This is a genomic window from Cellulosimicrobium sp. EB106-03-01-XG111 (genome assembly GCF_058792115.1).
In genome coordinates, this window is record NZ_JBYTEQ010000006.1 from 202976 (window position 1) to 218544 (window position 15569).

Below are 15569 nucleotides of genomic sequence, written 5' to 3' on the forward strand. Positions count from 1 at the left end.
CGCGTCGCCGGACCCTCTTGGCGCGGTGTTCCGCGTGTGCTCTGATATGCGCTGTGCTGCACGACGTCGTCCTCTCGGGGCACGGTTTCCGCCTGGAACCGCTGGCCCTGGAGCACGCTGAGACGCTGGCCGGCCTCGTCGACGAGGCGATGTGGTCAGGCATGAGCATCCCCCTGCCCTACGGGGTGGCGGGGATGGCCGATCTCGTGGCCGCGACGCGCGCGGCCCCGGACCTCACGGGCTTCGTCGTGCGCGCCGTCGACCCCGACGGCGTGCCCGGCGCCGTGCTCGGCAGCACGGCGTTCCGCGACCTGTCGCTCGTCGACCGCCGCGTCGAGGTGGGTCGCACGTTCTACGCGCGGTCCACGTGGGGGAGCCTCGTCAACCCCGTGACCAAGTGGCTCCTGCTGCGCCACGCGTTCGAGACGTGGGACGTGCACCGGGTCGGCTTCCGCGTCGACACGCGCAACGAGCGCTCGCTCGGCGCCATGCGCCGTCTCGGCGCCCACGAGGAGGGCGTCATGCGCGGCCACCGCACCGCGCCCGACGGGACGCGCGCCGACTCCGTGCTGTTCTCGATCCTCGCGCCCGAGTGGCCCGGGGTCGAGGTGGGTCTCCTCGCGCGGATCACCGCCCCGCGCGTCGTCCCGGTGCTCGCGCCGGCGGCGCCGGCCGACGTCCGGCCGCTCGCCGCGTCCTGACCCACCGCGCCCGGGCGGTCCTGCCCTGAGCGTTCCGCCCCGATCGCCGCGAGCGCACGGTCCCGGAGACGCCACGAGGGCCCCGCCGTAGCGGAGCCCTCGCGGTCGAACGGTGGAGCATCTCAGCGGTCGAACGCGTCCTTGACGTCGTCGCCCGCCTGCTTGACGTTGGCCTTGGCCTGGTCGCCCTGGCCCTCGGCCTCGAGCCGCTCGTTGTCCGTGAGCTTGCCCGCGCCTTCCTTGAGCTTGCCACCCGCCTCTTCAGCGGCGTGCTTGGCCTTGTCTCCGAGTCCCATGGGTGCTCCTCTCGTCGGTACCTCTCGACCGTAACCACGGTCGGCCGGGCTCGCACGCCGTCGGGGCACGGGCGGTGTGGTGGGATGTGCGGGTGCAGCACGACACCGTCCTCGAAGGCTTCGGCGTCCGTCTCGAACCGCTCGCCGCGACCCACGCGCCCGCGCTCGGCGCCCTCGTCGACGACGGCATCTGGGCGGGCATGTCCAGCGCGGTGCCGCGCGGCACGGAGGCGATGGAGGGCTACGTGCGCGACGCGGTCGCCGCGCCGGGCCGGCTCGCGTTCGCGGTCGTGGGCGTTCCCGGTGCTCCCGGTGCGGACGGCGAGCCCGCCGACGCCGCGGTCCGCGGCTCGACGTCGCTCTACGAGTGGGTGCCGTCCCAGGGTCGGGTCGAGCTCGGGTCCACGTTCTACGCGCGCGGGTGGTGGGGCGGGACGACGAACCCGGCCTGCAAGTACCTCCTGCTGCGGCACGCGTTCGAGGACCTCGAGGTCGCGCGCGTCGCGCTCCGCGCCGACGCCCGCAACAGCCGGTCCCTCGGGGCGATCCGGCGCCTGGGCGCGGTCCCCGAGGGCGTGCTGCGCAGCCATCGCGTGGCGCCCGACGGCTCCCGCCAGGACACCGCCTACTTCTCCATCCTCCGCGACGAGTGGCCGACCGTCCGCGACGGGCTGCTCGCCCGCCTGTCCTGACCGGCCGGCGCGTCGACCACGAGCCTGCGCGGCGTCGAGCACGGGGTCGGTGTCGTCAGGCGCTCGACGACGACACCGACCCCGTGCTCGGCAGCGGGACCGTCAGGGGCGCGGGGTGACGCGGCCCGCGAGGTGGAGGGGGCCCTTGCCGTCCCACGCCTGGTAGGCGACGCCCGTGCCGGGGTCGCCCGCGCCGTCGGGCACGGCCGCCGGGACCTGCCCGACGGCGTCCCGCACCTCGGCGGGCACGTCGCCCGCCGGGCGGAGCGCGACGTCGACCGTGCCGGGCAGCAGCACCGGCTTGGCGAACGTGACGGTCCAGTCGTAGGCGTCGCCGCGACCGGGGCCTGCCTCGGCGAGCGCCCGCGCGGCGGTGTACATGCCGTGCGCGATGGCCCGCGGGAACCCGAACGCCTTGGCGCCCAGCGCCGAGGTGTGGATCGGGTTGCGGTCGCCGGACACGGCCGCGTACGCGCGGCCGGTCCCCGCGCCGAGCGCCCACCGCGCGGTGGGCAGGGGCGGGACGAACGCGGCCGGTCCCTCGGCGTCGGCCGGGGCGGGGCCGCCCGGGAGGGACGCGCCCTTCGCGAGGTACGTCGAGACGCCCCGGTAGGCGAGCGTCGTCGCGGCCAGCCCGCTGCCCGCGGCGCGCTCGTCGTCCGTGCGCAGCACCGAGACCTCCGTGATGAGGTCCACCTGGACACCGCGGCGGTGCGGGCGCAGGTCCTGCGCCCGCGCGCGGACCTCGAGCGCGTCCCCGAGCCGCACCGGACGCAGCACGGACACCGAGTTCGCGAGGTGCACCATCCCGAGCAGCGGGAGCGGGAAGTCCGCCCGCACCATGACGGCCGTCGCGAGCGGGAACCCCAGCACGTGCAGGTACCCGGCGGGCAGCACGTCCGACGGCGCCTCGCCCACGAGCCGCGCGTACCGCGCGAGGTGCGCGGCGCTGCCCACGTGGCCCGGCGCCGCGTCGTCGCCCGTCGGGACGGCCGCGACCCGGTACATGACGTCCGGGAGGGTGAGCTCCGTCGGGCCGCCCCGGACGGGGAGCCGGTGCGCCGCCGCGATCCGGCCCGACGCCGCGAGCCCGCGCACGTACAGGCCGCCCAGCCCCGGGACGGCGGGCAGCGTCTCGACGCGCGCCGGGGCGCCCGCAGGCGCCGTCACCGGCCCACCACGTTCTGCCCGCACACGCGCAGCACCTGGCCGTTGACGCCCCCGGCCGCGGGCGACGCGAGGAACGCGATCGCCTCGGCCACGTCGACGGGCTGGCCGCCCTGCTGGAGCGACGCGACGCGGCGCGCGACCTCGCGCTGCACGAACGGGATCGACGCCGTCATGTCCGTCTCGATGAAGCCCGGCGCGACGGCGTTCGCCGTCCCGCCCGGACCGCCGGGTGCCGCGAGCAGACGGGCGAACGCGCGCGTGTGCCCGATGACGCCCGCCTTCGAGAACGCGTAGTTCGCCTGGCCGCGGTTGCCCGCGATGCCGCTCGTCGAGGCGAGCGACACGACGCGCGGCGCGGAGGAGAACCCGTTCGCGCCGAGCAGGTACTCCGTGATCCGCAGCTGCGCGGCGAGGTTCACCGCGACCACCGCGTCCCACTTGTCGGGGGACATGTTGGCGAGCAGCTTGTCGCGCAGGATGCCGGCGTTGTGCACGAGGACGTCGAGCCCGCCGTGCCGTGCGCGGGCGTGCTCGAGGATCCGGGCGCCCGCGTCGTCGGCGGTCACGTCGAGCTGCAGCGCCGTGCCCTTGATCTCGTTCGCGACCCGGGCGAGCGCCTCGCCCGCGGCGGGCACGTCCACCACGACGACCCTCGCGCCGTCGCGCGCGAGCGTCCGGGCGACCTGCGCCCCGATGCCGCGGGCCGCACCCGTGACGACCGCGACCTTGCCGGCGAGCGGGTGGTCGAGGTCGGCGGAGGCGCTGTCGGACGCGCTCGGGCCGACCCGGAGGAGCTGGCCGTCGACGAACGCGGACTTCGCGGACAGGAAGAAGCGGAGGGTCGCGAGGACGCTCGGGCTGTCGACGGGGGCGTCGTCGGTCACCTGGACACCGTTGGCGGTCGCCCCGTAGCGCAGCTCCTTGGCGACGGACCGCAGGAACCCGTCGACGCCCTCGCGGGCGGCGGCGAGCTCGGGGGAGTCGGTGTCGGCGGGGGCGCGCGAGATCGTCACGACGCGGCCGTTCGGCGCGAGGCGGCGGAGCGTCGCGGAGAGCGCCATGACGGGCGCGGACGCGTCCTGCGGCCGCTCGATCCCGCTGAGCACGACGACGACCGCGCCCCAGCGGGTCGTGTCGTCCGGGGTCTGGCGGACGTCGAGGTCCCAGGCGAGCAGGGCCTCGGCGACGAGGTCGGCGTCGTCGCGCACGCCGGGCGTGCCGCCGAGCACGAGCACGGGCCCGACGGTGAGCGGGTCGCCCGCGCGGAAGCGGCGCAGGACCGCCGGGCGCGGAAGGCCGAGCTTCTTGGCGAGCGTCTTCGTGAAGCCGGAGTTGACGGCCTGGACGTAGGAGTCGGTCACGGTGGTTCCTCTCGGGTCGTCGGGGGCCGTCAGGCGGGGGCGTCGGTCGCGGGGACGGACTCGAGGATCGCGGCGACGCCGAGCCCGCCCGCGGCGCACACGGAGATCAGCGCACGCGCGGGCGCCCCGGTCTCGGCGGTGCGCTGCGCGAGGAGCTTGGCCGCCGTCGCGACGATGCGCCCGCCGGTCGCGGCGAACGGGTGGCCCGCGGCGAGCGAGGAGCCGTTGACGTTGAGCCGCGAGCGGTCGATCGAGCCGAGCGCGCCGTCGAGCCCGAGCTCGGTGCGGCAGTACTCGTCGTCCTCCCAGGCCTTGAGGGTCGTGAGCACGGTGGACGCGAACGCCTCGTGGATCTCGTAGAGGTCGAAGTCGCCGAGCGCGAGCCCGTTGCGCGCGAGCAGGCGCGGGACGGCGTGCGCGGGGGCCATGAGCAGGCCCTCGTGGCCGTGCACGAAGTCGACGGCGGCGGTCTCCGCGTCGACGACGCGTGCGAGCAGCGGCAGGTCGCGCTCGCGCGCCCACTCGGCCGAGGCGAGGAGGACGGTCGACGCGCCGTCGGTGAGCGGGGTCGAGTTGCCCGCCGTCATGGTCGGCGTGACGCCCTCGAGGCGCTTGCCGTACACGGGCTTGAGCGCGGCGAGCTTCTCGAGCGACGAGTCGGCGCGCAGGTTGTCGTCGCGCACGAGACCGCGGAACGGGGTGACGAGGTCGTCGAAGAACCCGGCGTCCCACGCGGCCGCGAGGTGCTCGTGGCTCGCGAGCGCGAGCTCGTCCTGCGCCTCGCGCGAGATGTCCCAGCGGGCGGTCGTGATGGCCTGGTGCTCACCCATCGACAGGCCGGTGCGCGGCTCGTCGGTCGCGGGCGTGAGGGGCGCGAGGTCGGCGGGGCGGACCTTCGCGAACGCCTTGACGCGCTGGCCGAAGGTCTTGGCGTGGCTCGCCTCGAGCAGGGCCCGGCGCAGGCCCTCGCTCACGGCGATCGGGGCGTCGGACACGGTGTCGGAGCCGCCCGCGACGCCCGACTCGACCTGGCCGAGACGGATCTTGTTCGCGACGGCGATGGTCGCCTCGAGCCCGGTCGCGCACGCCTGCTGGAGGTCGTAGGCGGGGGTCTGCGGGGAGAGCGACGACCCGAGCACGGACTCGCGCACGAGGTTGAAGTCGCGGGAGTGCTTGAGCACGGCGCCGCCGACGACCTCCCCGAGCCGCTCGCCCTGGAGCCCGAAGCGTGCGACGAGCCCGTCGAGCGCGGCGGTGAACATCTCCTGGTTGCTCGCGGACGCGTACTTCTTGCCCGCGCGGGCGAACGGGATGCGGTTCCCGCCGACCACCCACGCGTCGCGGGGCGCGCCCGCGGGGGCGCTCTCTTGGGGGGACTGCTCGGGGGTCGGGCGGGGGCTGGTGCTGGTGGCCACTGTGCCTCACTTCCTGTCCGTGCTCGCTGCGCTGCGTTCGGTCCCGGCCCGGGAGAGCGCCTCGGCACGGCGTGCGCGAGACGGGGGAGAGGGCCGGCTGGTGTCCAATACCAAGAGTACCTGATACTCTCAGTTTCGTGAGTCGGGTCACAGGGCCGTGCCCTGCCCCGGCTCGGCACCCGTGACGAGGTGCCGACGACAGCGAGGTCGGGCGCAACGGAGGACGACGTGAACGCAGGTGCCGACGCGCGACCGGTCACCCGAGGGCGGGTGCAGCCGGTCGCGGCGGTGGACGGTCGGTCGACCCGCTGGGACGAGCACCGGGCGGCGCGCCGCGCGGAGCTCATCCGGGCGGCGAGCAAGGCGGTGCACCGGGGAGGCCCCGGGGTCTCCATGGACGAGATCGCGGCGGCGTCGGGCACGTCGAAGTCGATCATCTACCGCTACTTCGACGACAAGACCGGGCTCCAGGTCGCCCTGGGCTCCGCCGTCGTGGGGCAGATGCACGACGCCCTGACCCAGGCGGCCGAGGCCGCCGAGACCCCCAAGCGCGCGCTGCGCGCGATGGTCGGGGTGTACCTCGAGATGATCGAGAGCTCGCCCAACGTGTACTACTTCGTCACCCGCACGAGCGCCGTCGCGGGCACGGAGGAGCCCGCCGCCCAGCTCGCGGCGAACGGCCTCACCCAGGGCGCGGGCAGCGCCGACCGCGCCCCGCTCGCCGCGTTCCTCGACTCGGTGATCGAGCTCGTCGCCGAGCCCTTCGCCCGGGTCACCGACGTCTCCCCGGCCGACGCCGCGGCGTGGGCCGCGGGCGCCGTCGGCTTCGTCCGGGGCGCCGGCGAGTGGTGGCTCGCCCACCGCGACCGCGCCGACGTCCCCGACCGCGAGCAGCTCACCGAGCGCGTCGCCGCCTGGCTGTGGGCCGGCCCCGTCGGCGTCCTCTCGCACAACCCGGGCACGACCCGCCCCGACGCCGTCCGCGTCCCCACCGACCGCCCTCCGCACCCGGCGACCGCCTCAGACCTCAAGGAGAAGCCATGACCGCCACGTCCGACCGTCCCGCGCTCGCACCGCGCACGACGAGCACCGGCGACGCGGGCCCGACGCCGCACGGCGACGCCCGCGTCGACGTCGCCGCCCTCGAGAAGCTCCTGCTCGGCCGGTGGGCCGACCTGCGCGCGGCGGCGCGCGCGACCGCGGGCGAGGAGGCGTTCCAGCGCATCGAGGGCCAGAGCCTGCGCGAGCACCGCGAGCGCGTGCTGGAGCAGATGCACCTGCTCGTGGGCAAGCGCCAGGTGTGGCGCGGGTACCCGGAGCGCCTCGGCGGCGCGGACGACGCGGGCGGCAACCTCGCCGGGTTCGAGGAGCTCGTCGCGGCCGACCCGTCGCTGCAGATCAAGGCGGGCGTGCAGTGGGGGCTGTTCGGCTCGGCGATCCTGCACCTCGGCACCCCCGAGCAGCAGGACCGCCTCCTGCCGGGCGCCATGGACCTCTCCGTGCCCGGCGCGTTCGCGATGACGGAGATCGGCCACGGGTCCGACGTCGCGAGCATCGCCACCACGGCGACCTACGACCCCGAGACCGAGGAGTTCGTCATCCACACCCCGTTCCGCGGGGCGTGGAAGGACTACCTCGGGAACGCAGGCGTGCACGGCGTGGCCGCCGTCGTGTTCGCTCAGCTGATCACGAAGAACGTCAACCACGGCGTGCACGCGTTCTACGTGCCCATCCGCGACACCGCGGGCGAGCGCGACGAGCTCGGTCGGCTGCCCTTCCTGCCCGGCGTGGGCGGCGAGGACGACGGCCAGAAGGGCGGGCTCAACGGCATCGACAACGGGCGCCTGCACTTCGACCACGTGCGGGTCCCGCGCACCGACCTGCTCGCGCGCTACGGCTCGGTCGACGTCGACGGCACGTACTCCAGCCCCATCGACAGCCCCGGGCGCCGCTTCTTCACGATGCTCGGCTCGCTCGTCCAGGGTCGCGTGTCGCTCGACGGCGCCGCGGTGACCGCGGCGAAGCTCGGCCTCGCGATCGCGGTGCGGTACGCGAACGAGCGCCGCCAGTTCACGGGTGCGACGCCGACGGAGGAGGTCGTGCTCCTCGACTACGGCACGCACAAGCGTCGCCTCATCGTCCCCATTGCCGAGACGTACGCGGCGCACTTCGCGCACGACCGCCTGCTCGACCTGTTCCACTCGGTGTTCTCGGGCGAGGAGGACACCCCGGAGCAGCGCGAGGACCTCGAGACGACGGCGGCCGCGCTCAAGGCGACGAGCACGCGGTTCGCGCTCGACGTGCTCCAGGAGACGCGCGAGGCGTGCGGCGGGGCCGGGTTCCTGACGACCAACCGCATCACGAGCCTGCGCGCCGACCTCGACGTGTACGCGACGTTCGAGGGCGACAACACCGTCCTGCTCCAGCTCGTCGCGAAGCGCCTGCTCGCCGACTACGGCAAGCAGTTCAAGGGCATCACCCCGGGCCAGATGGCGCGCGTCGTCGTCGAGCGCGCGGGCGACATGGCGCTGCACCGCACGCCGCTCAAGCGGGCCGCGCAGGCGCTCGCGGACGTCGGCGACCCGCGCCGCGCCGCCGGCCACCTGCGCGACCCCGAGACGCAGCGCGCGCTCCTCACCGACCGGGTCGAGACGATGGTCGCGGACGTCGCGCAGGCGCTGCGCCCGGCGCAGAAGGCCGACCCGGAGACGGCGACGAACCTGTTCAACGCCCACCAGGTCGAGCTCGTCGAGGCGGCCCGCGCCCACGCGGAGCTGCTGCGCTGGGAGGCGTTCACGCAGGCGCTCGGCACGATCGAGGACGCGGGCACGCGCGAGGTCCTCACCACGGTGCGCGACCTGTACGGCCTGAGCCTCGTCGAGCGCCACCTCGCCTGGTACCTGCTCAACGGCCGCCTCTCGACGCAGCGCGCGCGCACGGTGACGAGCTACCTCGACCGCCTCATCGACCGGCTGCGTCCGCACGCGCAGGACCTCGTGGACGCCTGGGGCTACGGCCCCGAGCACCTGCGCGCGACGATCGCGACGGGCATCGAGAAGGAGCGCCAGGACGAGGCGCGCGACTACTACCGGCGCCTGCGCGCGAGCGGCGACGAGCCGCGGAGCGAGAAGGCGCTGCGCAAGGCCGCGAAGGGCGGCCCGCAGGCCCGCTGACCACCCCGGCGCCGTCCTCGGCGCCACCCCGGAACGTCCTCGGCGCTGCAGGCGGAGCGGTACCGCTGCCGAGGGTCAGGCCCGGGCGGCACGACGCCCACCAGCCGTCGTGCCGCCCGGGCCGTTGCCGTCCGTGGCCGGTGCTCAGGCGGGGTTGCAGCGCGCGGACATCGTGGCGAGCAGCCCGACGTCGGGCCGCCACGGCTCGAGGTTCCAGGTCGCCTTGTCCGGGGCGCCGACGGCGTGGCATACGAGCTGGTCGTGCATCGTCGGGGTGTCGGCCTCCGGCTCGGCCGCGACGACCTGCGCCCACACGAGCTCCCGGCCCGCCTGTCCCGCGGCGCGGGCCCACGCGGTCGGGTCGACGGCGAGCGACCGGCCGCCCTCGCGCTCGCCCCAGTCGGTGCTGCGCACCGCGCGCGTACCGAGCGGGACGACGACGTCCCACGCCGCCGCGTCGTCCGGCGTCCCGGTCCCGCCCGCGTCCCCGGCGGGAGCGCCCGCCGCGTCGTCCGCGCCCGACGCCGTGCCCGCCGTCCCCGCCGTCCCCGCCGTCCCCACGAGCGTCACCTCCGCGCGGTGGGCGTCGACGAGCGCGACCCGGACGCGCGGGGTCCCGGGCGCGGGGGTGCCCGCCGTGGGGTCGACGTCCGTGCCGTCGGTCGACGCGCCCTCCGACCCGTTCGCGTCCTCCGCGCCGCTCGCGCCCGGCTCGCTGTGCCGGCCCACGACGCGCGGGGCGCCGAGCCCGCCGACGGGTGCGCCGCCGTCGTCGAGGACGGTGAGCGTGCCGTCCGCGTGGCGCACGAGCGAGCCACCCTCCACCGCGACCACGGCCGGGGCGCCCGCGAGGGCGAGCGTGACGTCGGACGCACCCTCGGCGTCGGCCGTGACGTGGGGAGGCGCCGCCCCGACCGGCAGGAGCGCGGCGATCTCGACCGTCGCCGTCCCCACGGGCACGCGGACGGCCGCAGGCTCGGCGTCGCCGCTCCGGTCGCCGCTCGGATCGTCCGCCGCGCCACCGTCCTCCGTGGTGGCGCCGGGACCGGGGGGCGGGACCTGCGCCGGTGCGGACGTCACCGTGTCGGGGTCCGGCGGCGGGGTGCCGGACGTGCACGCGGCGAGCGCGACCGTGACCAGGACGCCGACGGCGGGCGCGCCCAGCACCGTCGCCCCGCGCCGCCCGCCGGCCGCCCGGCGCGAGCGGGTCACGACGGTACGGGGAGCAGGCCGGCCCAGCGACGGGCCACGTCCACGAGGCCGACGCGGTCGAGCGCGTCGACCTCGTCGGGCGTGAACCAGCCGACGTCGTCGGTCGACTCGTCCTCCTCGACGCGCAGCTCGCCGCCCACCACGTGGGCCCGGTAGACGATGCGGATCGCGTGCAGCGACCGGTCGCGGTCCTCGGGACGGATGCGGTCGGCGGCGTCGACCACGATGCTGTCGACGCCGAGCAGGCCGTCGAGCTCGACGTCGTAGCCGGTCTCCTCGCGCACCTCCCGGACGGCCGCGGCGGCGGGGTCCTCGCCCGGGTCGATGCCGCCGCCGGGGAGCGTCCAGCCGCCGTGGTCCCCCTCGCTCCAGTGGGGGAGGAGCATCCGGCCGTCCTCGCGGACGACCACGGCGTAGGCGGCGACGCGGGTCTGCATGGACCCATCATGCGCGACGACGGTCACCGCCCCGGGCCGTCGTCGTCGACGTCGTCCTCCAGGCGGGAGACGTCGGAGAACGCGATCCGGCGGTGGCGCACCGAGCGGTTGTAGAGCCACGTGACGAACGAGAGCACGACCCCGAGGGCCACGAGCGCGCCCGCGATGACGTACTGCTCCTGCTGCTCGGCGCTGCGGGCCCACGGCCCGGCGAGGTACGCGCACGTCAGGGCGCCGAGCACCGCGAGCCAGGTGCGGGTGCGGAAGTGCTCGTGGTCGACGCGGTCGCGGCGCAGCACGAGGAGCGCGATGTTGACGATCGTGAACACGACGAGCAGGAGCAGCGACGTCGTCCCGCCCAGCAGGGCGATCGCGTTGGTGCCCGCCGCGGTCCCGGACTGTCGCACGACGTACACGATGAGCGCGAACGCGATGGCCGTCGTCACGAGGATCGCGACCCACGGCGTGCGGCGGAACGGGTGCACCTGGCCGAACGCGCGCGGCAGCACGCCCTGGTTGGCCATGCCGTAGAGCAGGCGGGACGCCATGAGCATGTTGATGAGCGCCGAGTTCGCGACGGCGAACATCCCGATGAACGGGAAGATCGTGTCGAACGGCAGGTTCGGCGCGCCCGCCGCGACGACCTGGGTGAGCGCCGACCCCTTGGCGTCGTCGGTGAGGTCGCCCACGGGGACGAGCGCGACGGCGGTGATCGCGACGAGCACGTAGATCGCGCCCGTGATCGAGAGCCCGGTGAGCATCATGCGCGGGAAGTCCCGCACGGGGTTCTTGCACTCCTCCGCCATGTTCACGGAGTCCTCGAACCCGACCATCGCGAAGAACGCGAGCGTCGTCGCGGCGGTGACGGCGAGGAACACGCTCTTGTCGTCGGCGCTCTCGAACACGACGACGCGCGAGAAGTCGGCGCGGCCCTGCGTCGTCGCCCACAGCCCCACGAAGATGACGAGCAGCAGGCCGGACAGCTCGACGAGCGACAGCACGACGTTCGCCTTGACGCTCTCCCCGACCCCGCGCAGGTTGACGAGCGCGACGAGGGCCATGAAGGCGAGGGCGATGAGCAGGCGGCCGTCCCCGCCCGTCGGCAGCTCGAGCCCGAACCCGTCGGAGACGAAGCCCGCGAACGCGTTGGACGCCGTGGAGGCCGAGGTGATCCCGGAGCTCATGACCATGAACGCGACGACGAACGTCAGCAGGTGGATGCCGAACGCCTTGTGCGTGTAGAGCGCGGCGCCCGCCGCGCTCGGGTACTTCGTGACGAGCTCGAGGTAGGAGAACGCGGTGATCGTCGCGACGACGAATGCGAGCAGGAACGGCAGCCACGCCGCCCCGCCGACCTCGCCCGCCACCTGTCCGGTCAGCGCGTACACGCCCGTGCCGAGGATGTCCCCGACGATGAACAGGAGCAGCAGCCTGGGCCCCATGACGCGCTTGAGCTCGGGTTGCTGACGTTCCTCCGTGCGGCCCGCGGTCTCGCTCATGAGAGGCTCCCTCGCGTCTCGGACGTCCCGGACTCCCATGGAACCCCCGCGCGGGCGTCCTGTCAGCGCGAGCGGGCGCGTGTCGCGGTCGGGCCGCCGGTCGCGGTCGCGTCGGGGTGGTCGGGTGCGGGCGTCGGGCCCGCCGCGACGGAGGGCGCCACCGCGTCGGGACGAACGGCTGCGGCGCCCGGCGAGCGCCGCCGGCCGAGGACGCCCGTCGTCGTCGCGACGCCCAGCAGGAGCACGACGCCGCCCACCACCTCGGCCGTGTTCGGCACCTCGTCGAGCACGAGCCACGCGGCGAGCATCCCGACCGGCGGCACGAGCATCGTGAACGGCACGACCGCTGACGCCGGGTACCGCGCGAGGAGCGTGTTCCAGATCCCGTAGCCCACGAGGCTCGCGAGCCAGGCGGTGTACAGGGTCGACAGGACCGGCGCGAGCGTGAGGTGGGTGAGCGCGTGCCCGACGGCGTCCGGACCGTCGAGCGCGAGCGACAGCCCGAGCATGGGGACCGGCACGACGAGCGCCGACCACACCGTCATCGACAGCCCCTCCAGCCCGGGCCGCGGGGAGGAGCCCCGCCCCGCCGAGGCAGACCCCAGGTCGCCCGAGGTAGAGCCCTGGGTGCGCGAGGTCGAGCCCAGGTCAGGCGAGGTAGAGCCCTGGTCACGGCGGCTCCCGGCGCGTCGGGCGACGACGTTCCCGACCGCCCACGACGCCGCGGCGGCGAGCGTCACGACGAACGCGAGGGCGGGCGTCGAGGCGCTGCGGCCCACGCCGACGACGACGAGCCCGGCCGCCCCGACCAGCACGCCGACGAGCTGCGCGCGCGTCGGGACCTCGCGCAGCGCCGCGGCGGCGAACAGCACGGTGAGCCCGACCTGGGCCTGGAGCACGAGCGACGCGAGCCCGGCGGGCATGCCGAGCGCGAGCGCGGTGTACAGCAGGCCGAACTGGCCGAGGCTCATGAACGTGCCGACCAGCAGCACGTCCCGCCACCGTGCGCGCGGCCGCGGGACGAGGAAGACCGCCGGGACCAGCACGACGAGGAAGCGCAGGGCGACGAACAGCGTCGGCGGCACGTCGCCGAGCCCCAGGTCGATGACGACGAAGTTCACGCCCCAGACGACGGCGACGAGGACGGCGAGGAGGGACGGGCGCAGCGGCATGGCATCGAGGGTGCGCCGTCGCACCGTGAACGTCCAGCGCACAGTCGTGCACGGTTCCCGGTAGCGTCGCTTCCGGATAGCATCCGTCGCATGATCGACCTCGCCGCCGTGGACGCCCTGCTCGCCGTCGAGCGCACCGGCACCGTGCACGCCGCGGCGCGCGACCTCGGGTACACGCCGTCCGCCGTCTCGCAGCAGGTGAAGCGCCTGGAGCGCGACCTCGGCGCGCGCCTGCTCGACCGCGAAGGGCGCGGCGTCGTCCTCACGGCCGCGGGGCGGCGCGTCGTCGAGGAGGGTCGCGCGCTGCGCGAGCAGGTCGAGTCGCTGCGGGCCCGCCTGCACGACGCCGGGGCGCGCCCCACGGGGACCGTGCGCCTCGGGTCGTTCTCGACGGCCGTGCGCGGCGCCGTCGCACCGCTCCTCGCGCAGGTGCGGGACGACGTGCCGGACCTGCGCCTCGTCGTCGAGGAGACCGAGCCGTGGGACGCCGTCGCGGCCGTCGCGGCGGGCACCCTGGACATCGCGCTCGTGCACCACTGGGAGGGCGTCGGCCTCGCGCTGCCCCCGAGCCTGCGCGCCGAGGAGCTGTTCCGCGACGAGGCCGACGTGCTCGTGCACGCGTCGAGCGCGCTCGCGGGGCGGGAGGCGCTCACGCCGTCGGACCTGCTCGACGAGACGTGGGTCTGCACGCCTGACGGCACCATCTGCTACGAGTGGTTCTGCCACATGTTCGCGCGCGAGCCGCGCGTCCCGCGCATCGACTTCCGGTGCCTCGAGTTCGCGTCGCAGGTCGAGGTCGTGGCCCAGGGCCTCGCCGTCGCGCTCGTGCCGCGCCTCGGGCGCGGCCCGCTGCCGGCCGACGTCGTCGCGGTGCCCGTGCGCGAGCCCGTCCCGACCCGCCCGGTCACGGTCGTGTGGCGCGCGACCATGACCGACGCCCCCGCGGTGCGCTACCTGCGCGAACGCCTCCGGGCCGCAGGAACTCGGCACGGTCGCGGGCCGTTAGGCACCCCGAGCACACCTGCCGACGAAGGGGCACGATGACCGAGCACGCGCCGACCCGACGGGTCGCCGACCCGCGCACCGTGGCGATCGCGGGGCTGTCCACCGTGGCGTGGTACGCCGTGCCCGACGTCGTCCGCCCGCGCTGGGCGCGCGCGCTCGTCAAGACCGCGGTCGCGACGGCCGCCGTCGTGCTGACGTTCACCTCGACGACCGAGGGGACCGAGGCGCGCGAGGGCCTGCGCTCCCTGCGCGACGCCGCTCGCGAGGCGGACGCCGACGGGGCCGATGCGACGCCCGGGACCACGACGGCCGACGGCGCCCCGCGGGAGGACAACACCTGGGCCACGACCGACGACGACACCGCGCCGGTGCCGGCCGGCGTCGCCGTCGCGGGCACGGCGGCCGGGCTCGCGCTCGCGACGACCCTCGTGGTCGCGGGGGAGAAGTGGGTCTACCGGCGCGGGGAGCGGCTGCGCGACCGCGGCGTGCGCCTGCCGCACACGCGCGTCGGGCTCGCGGTCGGCGCGCTGGCCGTGGCGCTCGCGGCGGCGGAGCCGCTCCTGTGGAACGCTGAGGAGCGCTGAGGCAGCGACACCCGGTCGGCACGCCGGGGTCCGCGCACCGTGCGGCCTCGCGGACCGGGAGGGGCCGACGATGATCGGGTTCGGGCTGGCGCTCGCGGGGGTCGCTGCGGCGATCCACGTGTACATCTTCGTCATGGAGTCGCTCACGTGGACGAGCGCCCGCACGCGCGCCACGTTCGGCACGTCGCCGGAGGAGGCGGCGGCCACGCGCGAGATGGCCTTCAACCAGGGGTTCTACAACCTGTTCCTCGCGGTGCTCGTCGTGCTCGGCATCGTCCTGTACGCGGCGGACCGGCAGGACGTCGGCCTGACGCTCGTGGTCGCGGGGGCCGGGTCGATGGTCGCGGCGGGGCTCGTGCTGATCCTCTCGTCGCCGTCGAAGGCGCGCGCGGCGCTCGTCCAGCTCGTGCCGCCCGCGCTCGGCGTGCTGGGCGTCGTGCTGGGGCTGACGCTCTGAGCCGTCCCGCGCCCTGCGGTGGCCGCGCTCGGCGTCGCGGTCGCGGTCGGGGTCAGCAGGACGCGGCGACGCGCATCGCGCTGAGCATCTCGAGCCGCGACAGGATGCGCTCCCGCTCGGCCTCGAGCTCGTCCCGGTAGCGCCCTTCCGCCGGCTCGACGGTCTCGACCGCCCCGTGGCCCACGTAGGAGCCGGTGCGCCGGGAGTAGCCGTTGAGCTGGCGCTCGACGAGCGTGAGCTCGTGGCCGAGACGCTCCAGGTGCGGGTCGAGGAGGTCGCTGGTCGTGCTGCGCGCGGTGCCGGACGTCGGTTCGAGAAGGGTGGTCACCCCTCCATCGGAACCCGGAAACGGAGTTTCCGCACGGCGAGACGCTCGTCTCACTTCTCGGCCGCCC

16 protein-coding genes are annotated in these 15569 nt (G+C 75.4%); 7 read left to right on the forward strand and 9 right to left on the reverse strand.

Annotated features, from left to right (window positions below):
• The first annotated feature begins 53 nt into the window (after positions 1–53).
• Entirely contained in the window at positions 54–701 is a 648-nt protein-coding gene (locus tag AC3WT4_RS07995; RefSeq protein WP_492315194.1) for a GNAT family N-acetyltransferase, read from the forward strand.
• Between the two features lie 122 nt (positions 702–823).
• Here AC3WT4_RS07995 and AC3WT4_RS08000 read toward each other — a convergent pair whose 3' ends face one another.
• A complete protein-coding gene (locus tag AC3WT4_RS08000; protein WP_034652831.1) occupies positions 824–997 on the reverse strand; it encodes a CsbD family protein in 174 nt (57 codons plus the stop codon).
• A gap of 92 nt (positions 998–1089) precedes the next feature.
• On the opposite strand from AC3WT4_RS08000, the gene AC3WT4_RS08005 reads away from it, so the two are divergent.
• Positions 1090–1689: a GNAT family N-acetyltransferase gene (locus AC3WT4_RS08005; RefSeq protein WP_492315195.1), complete on the forward strand. Its 600-nt coding sequence runs from the start codon at positions 1090–1092 to the stop codon at positions 1687–1689.
• 102 nt (positions 1690–1791) lie between these two features.
• Here the strand turns inward: AC3WT4_RS08005 and AC3WT4_RS08010 are convergent, their stop codons facing one another.
• Genes AC3WT4_RS08010 through AC3WT4_RS08020 form a run of 3 tightly spaced genes read right to left on the reverse strand, consistent with a single transcriptional unit; the run spans position 1792 to position 5635 of the window.
• Complete coding sequence (locus AC3WT4_RS08010) at positions 1792–2859, reverse strand: MaoC/PaaZ C-terminal domain-containing protein (protein ID WP_492315196.1); 1068 nt, start codon at positions 2857–2859, stop codon at positions 1792–1794.
• Positions 2856–4220, reverse strand: coding sequence for a 3-oxoacyl-ACP reductase (locus tag AC3WT4_RS08015; RefSeq protein ID WP_108049290.1), 1365 nt, complete (start codon positions 4218–4220; stop codon positions 2856–2858). Before AC3WT4_RS08015 ends, AC3WT4_RS08010 begins: the two co-directional genes overlap by 4 nt.
• A gap of 29 nt (positions 4221–4249) precedes the next feature.
• On the reverse strand, positions 4250–5635 hold the full coding sequence (locus AC3WT4_RS08020; protein WP_492315197.1) for an acetyl-CoA C-acetyltransferase: 1386 nt from the start codon (positions 5633–5635) through the stop codon (positions 4250–4252).
• Between the two features lie 228 nt (positions 5636–5863).
• Here AC3WT4_RS08020 and AC3WT4_RS08025 point away from each other — a divergent pair, with 228 nt between their 5' ends.
• Together AC3WT4_RS08025 and AC3WT4_RS08030 are read left to right on the forward strand one after the other, a co-directional pair.
• The gene (locus tag AC3WT4_RS08025) at positions 5864–6679 is read left to right on the forward strand and encodes a TetR/AcrR family transcriptional regulator (protein WP_492315198.1); all 816 of its coding nucleotides are present in this window, start codon (positions 5864–5866) and stop codon (positions 6677–6679) included.
• Entirely contained in the window at positions 6676–8808 is a 2133-nt protein-coding gene (locus AC3WT4_RS08030) for an acyl-CoA dehydrogenase family protein (protein WP_400113275.1), read from the forward strand. The genes AC3WT4_RS08025 and AC3WT4_RS08030 overlap by 4 nt, the downstream gene beginning before the upstream one ends.
• A 144-nt stretch (positions 8809–8952) precedes the next feature.
• Here the strand turns inward: AC3WT4_RS08030 and AC3WT4_RS08035 are convergent, their stop codons facing one another.
• From AC3WT4_RS08035 to AC3WT4_RS08050, 4 genes are all read right to left on the reverse strand, one after another.
• Positions 8953–10020 (reverse strand): DUF2599 domain-containing protein, encoded by a 1068-nt coding sequence (locus AC3WT4_RS08035; protein WP_492315199.1) that lies wholly within the window; start codon positions 10018–10020, stop codon positions 8953–8955.
• The gene (locus AC3WT4_RS08040; RefSeq protein WP_492315200.1) at positions 10017–10457 is read right to left on the reverse strand and encodes an NUDIX hydrolase; all 441 of its coding nucleotides are present in this window, start codon (positions 10455–10457) and stop codon (positions 10017–10019) included. Before AC3WT4_RS08040 ends, AC3WT4_RS08035 begins: the two co-directional genes overlap by 4 nt.
• A 23-nt stretch (positions 10458–10480) precedes the next feature.
• On the reverse strand, positions 10481–11956 hold the full coding sequence (locus tag AC3WT4_RS08045; RefSeq protein ID WP_286185987.1) for an APC family permease: 1476 nt from the start codon (positions 11954–11956) through the stop codon (positions 10481–10483).
• A 62-nt stretch (positions 11957–12018) separates the two neighbouring features.
• Positions 12019–13128, reverse strand: a complete 1110-nt coding sequence (locus tag AC3WT4_RS08050; protein WP_492315201.1) for an EamA family transporter — start codon at positions 13126–13128, stop codon at positions 12019–12021.
• Between the two features lie 90 nt (positions 13129–13218).
• Here AC3WT4_RS08050 and AC3WT4_RS08055 point away from each other — a divergent pair, with 90 nt between their 5' ends.
• The 3 genes from AC3WT4_RS08055 (at position 13219) to AC3WT4_RS08065 (ending at position 15174) form a co-directional block, all read left to right on the forward strand.
• On the forward strand, positions 13219–14172 hold the full coding sequence (locus AC3WT4_RS08055; RefSeq protein ID WP_492315202.1) for a LysR family transcriptional regulator: 954 nt from the start codon (positions 13219–13221) through the stop codon (positions 14170–14172).
• Positions 14169–14717, forward strand: a complete 549-nt coding sequence (locus tag AC3WT4_RS08060; RefSeq protein WP_074805428.1) for a hypothetical protein — start codon at positions 14169–14171, stop codon at positions 14715–14717. Before AC3WT4_RS08055 ends, AC3WT4_RS08060 begins: the two co-directional genes overlap by 4 nt.
• 70 nt (positions 14718–14787) lie before the next feature.
• A complete protein-coding gene (locus AC3WT4_RS08065; RefSeq protein ID WP_074805433.1) occupies positions 14788–15174 on the forward strand; it encodes a DUF1304 domain-containing protein in 387 nt (128 codons plus the stop codon).
• Between the two features lie 52 nt (positions 15175–15226).
• Here AC3WT4_RS08065 and AC3WT4_RS08070 read toward each other — a convergent pair whose 3' ends face one another.
• Entirely contained in the window at positions 15227–15502 is a 276-nt protein-coding gene (locus AC3WT4_RS08070; RefSeq protein WP_074805434.1) for a hypothetical protein, read from the reverse strand.
• Positions 15503–15569 lie beyond the last annotated feature (67 nt).

Excerpts from the sequence above, each read along its gene's own strand:
- AC3WT4_RS08060 (WP_074805428.1), top strand. The coding sequence starts at position 14,169 with ATGACCGAGCACGCGCCGACCCGACGGGTCGCCGACCCGCGCACCGTG.
- AC3WT4_RS08000 (WP_034652831.1), bottom strand. The coding sequence starts at position 997 with ATGGGACTCGGAGACAAGGCCAAGCACGCCGCTGAAGAGGCGGGTGGC.
- AC3WT4_RS08030 (WP_400113275.1), top strand. The coding sequence starts at position 6,676 with ATGACCGCCACGTCCGACCGTCCCGCGCTCGCACCGCGCACGACGAGC.
- AC3WT4_RS08065 (WP_074805433.1), top strand. The coding sequence starts at position 14,788 with ATGATCGGGTTCGGGCTGGCGCTCGCGGGGGTCGCTGCGGCGATCCAC.
- AC3WT4_RS08055 (WP_492315202.1), top strand. The coding sequence starts at position 13,219 with ATGATCGACCTCGCCGCCGTGGACGCCCTGCTCGCCGTCGAGCGCACC.
- AC3WT4_RS08050 (WP_492315201.1), bottom strand. The coding sequence starts at position 13,128 with ATGCCGCTGCGCCCGTCCCTCCTCGCCGTCCTCGTCGCCGTCGTCTGG.
- AC3WT4_RS08045 (WP_286185987.1), bottom strand. The coding sequence starts at position 11,956 with ATGAGCGAGACCGCGGGCCGCACGGAGGAACGTCAGCAACCCGAGCTC.
- AC3WT4_RS08040 (WP_492315200.1), bottom strand. The coding sequence starts at position 10,457 with ATGCAGACCCGCGTCGCCGCCTACGCCGTGGTCGTCCGCGAGGACGGC.